This window comes from Dietzia sp. B19, assembly GCF_014145155.1.
In the GTDB taxonomy this organism is placed as follows: Bacteria; Actinomycetota; Actinomycetes; order Mycobacteriales; family Mycobacteriaceae; genus Dietzia; species Dietzia natronolimnaea.
Window position 1 is genome coordinate 1 of sequence record NZ_JAALED010000111.1, and the last position, 3,140, is coordinate 3,140.

Annotated in this window: 2 protein-coding genes; both read right to left on the reverse strand. The window is 70.2% G+C overall.

Annotated features, from left to right (window positions below):
- Positions 1-88: 88 nt before the first annotated feature.
- The gene (locus G6020_RS04405; protein WP_182609796.1) at positions 89-1,363 is read right to left on the reverse strand and encodes a class I SAM-dependent methyltransferase; all 1,275 of its coding nucleotides are present in this window, start codon (positions 1,361-1,363) and stop codon (positions 89-91) included.
- 11 nt (positions 1,364-1,374) lie between these two features.
- A complete protein-coding gene (locus G6020_RS04410; RefSeq protein ID WP_179523679.1) occupies positions 1,375-2,847 on the reverse strand; it encodes an FAD-binding oxidoreductase in 1,473 nt (490 codons plus the stop codon).
- Between the last annotated feature and the right edge of the window lie 293 nt (positions 2,848-3,140).

Genomic DNA, 3,140 nt, shown 5'->3' on the forward strand with positions numbered 1-3,140 from the left:
GACCCGGCCCGAGCGCGCATCCTGGCCCGAGGGGCGCGACCCGGCCCCGACGGTGTCCGGGCGGGATCGGCCGCTCAGGCCCGGCGGCTCACGGCCGCCACCACTGCCGCAGTGGAACGTCCCAGGTCATGGTGTCGCCGAGCCGGACGGCCAGGATCTGATGGAGCTGGATCTTGTTGTGCTCGAAGCCGTACTGGCAGGCACCCATGTAGAGCCCCCACAGCTTGGCCATGGGTTCGCCCACCTCGTCGACGGCCTCGTCCCAGTGCTCGACCAGGTTCGCGCACCAGTCGCGCAGCGTGAACGCGTAGTGCTGGCGGAGGTTCTCCTCGTGGACCACCTCGAACCCGGCGTTCTCCGCCTCGAGGTGGACCGTCCCGGCACCGGCCAGTTCGCCGTCGGGGAAGATGTACCGGTCGATGAAGGCGCCCGCCTTGACCGAGCGCGAGTTGTCCGGCCGGGTGATGCAGTGGTTGAGCAACCGACCCCCCGGCCTCAGGTAGCCGTGCAGCCGGGTGAAGTAGTCGTGGTAGTTCCTGCGCCCGATGTGCTCGGTGATGCCGATGGAACTGACCGCGTCGAAGTCACGCTCGGGAACGTCGCGGTAGTCCATCAGCCGGACCTCGGCGAGGTCCCCCAACCCCTGGTCCCGGATCGCGGCCTGTCCCCATTCGACCTGCTCGCGCGAGAGCGTCACGCCGATCGCCCGGACCCCCCGGGCGGCCGCGTACCGCACCATCCCGCCCCACCCGCAGCCCACGTCGAGCAGACGGTCCCCGGCCTTCAGTCCGAGCTTGTCGAACACCAGCCGGTACTTGTTGTCCTGGGCCTCCTCCAGGGAGACCCCGGCGTCGGGGTAGCACGCGCAGGTGTAGGTCATGGAGGGCCCGAGGATCCACTCGTAGAAGCGGTTGGACACGTCGTAGTGGTAGCTGACCACCTCCGAGTCCCGCTTCTTGGAGTGCCTGCGCATGCCGTGCGCGACGCGACGCCACGCCGCGGGCACCTCCTGCTCGGGAATCGGCAGCATCGTGATGTTCTCGCGCCCGATCGAGCGGGCGATGCGCGCCATCGTCCGCAGGTCCGGCGTGTGCGTCATGGTCTTGCGGAAGACCTCGAGCGCGCCGAACACGTCATGCGGCGCACCGGGATGCACCCCGTCGACCTCGAGCTCGCCCATGAGGTAGGCGCGGGCCAGTCCGAGGTCGCCCGGCGCGGTGACGAAGTACTGCAGCGCCCTCCGGCTCGTCAGGCGTAGCACCAGCTCGCTGTTCTCCGGGCCGAACGCCGACCCGTCGTAGGCCTCGATCCGCAGGGGAGGCTCCCCCGTCGCGAACGCGGCGACGATCTCGCCGATGGTCATCCTGTCCGTTGTCACCGTGCACCCACCGACTTGTCATAGAGGGTCGCGAAGCGGCCCCGGGGATCGAATCGCGTCTTGAGATGTGCCGCGTGCTCGCCGCCGTACAGCTGGTCGAACTCCTCGCGGGAGTAGAAGACCTCGGAGTAGAGCGACTTGTGCCCGCCGAGCCGGGAGACCTCCTCTTCGATGCGCCGGTTCCACGCCCCCTCGGCCATGCCGGGCTCGATCGGCGCGGAGGACCAGAACCCGATGTTGACGTACGTGGTCTCCGGCGCCAGCGGATACAGCGGCCACGGCCGGTCGGAGCCGGGGCCGCCGCCCACACCCGGCGCGGGCGTGGACTCACGCAGCCGCAGCGGGCAGATCCACAGCGGCTCGATGGGCACCTCCCGCAGGAACCACTCGAGGAACTCCTCGGTCCGGTCGATGGTCACCTCGACGTCCTGCACCACGCGCTCCCGCGGGCCCTCGCCCTTGAGCGCGCCGATCCTGTTGCCCAGGTCGTATCGGTGGTCCAGGCCGATGATCTTCCAGTACGCCGACGACCTCAGCAGCTGTTGCGGCCACCACCGGCGGATGCCGGGGTTCTGCACCCCGAACGCGCGCGAGCACCAGAACCAGTCGGTGTCCCAGCGCCACAGGTAGTCGCGGATGGTCAGCCGGTCGCGGGCCACCGAGCCGGCGGGGCCGCCGTGCTGGATCGACCGGTAGTAGATCGCCTGCTTGTCCCGCACCCCCGTGTAGTCCGAGACGGGGCCGGGCTCGTCGGTCCGCCGGCCCAGCGTCAGGTAGGACTCGCCCGCCGAGAAGACGACCCCGTCCAGGAAATCGACCTCCTCGTCGTCGTACGACCCGGACTCGCCGATCCGCGCCAGCCCGTCGGTCAGCGCGGCGAGGGAGTCGAACCGGACGTGGCGCAGTCCGACGTACCGCTCGACCGGTTCGAGCGCGATGCGCAGCCGCACCGCGTACCCGAGCGAGCCGTAGGAGTTGGGGAACCCGCGGTACAGCTCGCGCTCCCGGTCCGTGCCGTCGGGGCGGGCGGTGACGATCTCGCCCGTGCCGGTGAGCACGTCCATCTCCAGCACCGACTCGTGGGGCAGTCCCAGCCGGAAGGAACTGGACTCGATGCCCAGTCCGGTCACCGCGCCGCCGAGGGTGATGGTCTTGAGCTGCGGCACCACGAACGGCATCAGCCCGTACGGCAGGGTGGCGTCCACCAGGTCCTCATACGTGCACATGCCCTGGACGTCGGCGGTGCGGGCGTCCGGATCCACGGAGACGACGCGCGTCAGGCCGGTGGTGTCGAGGCCGGGCGACGACGACGAGGCGCGCGGCCTGAAGAGGTTGGACGTCTTCTTGGCCAACCGGACGGGCTCACCCCGGGGGACCGCCTCGAAACTGGCCAGGAGCCGACGGACACCCTCCTCGTGGCGCCGGGGCCCGACGATCAGCGATCCGGACAGACGACCATGAGTGCCCATGCGTCCCACCCTAGTAGCGGTCGGCCACCATCGGAGTTGATCCGGCCGCGGCTCACCCCGGTGGTCCGGACACGGGTGTCCCGTCACCTCGGCGGGCGGGGAGCGGAGACCGCGTGGGTCCCGTCTCGAACACGTCTCGATTGGGACACCGGTCATCTCGGTCGGGCCAAACGATCCCGAGCCCGGTGGCCGGGTACGTAGCCTTCCCGGCAGACCGACCACGCACCCGTCTCCACCGCCACGAGCAGACCGTGCATCCGCACCACCCTGTCACCGACACCGAGGAGGGCCCG

Coding starts and splice junctions, on each gene's coding strand:
- G6020_RS04405 (WP_182609796.1), bottom strand. CDS start 1,363: ATGACCATCGGCGAGATCGTCGCCGCGTTCGCGACGGGGGAGCCTCCC.
- G6020_RS04410 (WP_179523679.1), bottom strand. CDS start 2,847: ATGGGCACTCATGGTCGTCTGTCCGGATCGCTGATCGTCGGGCCCCGG.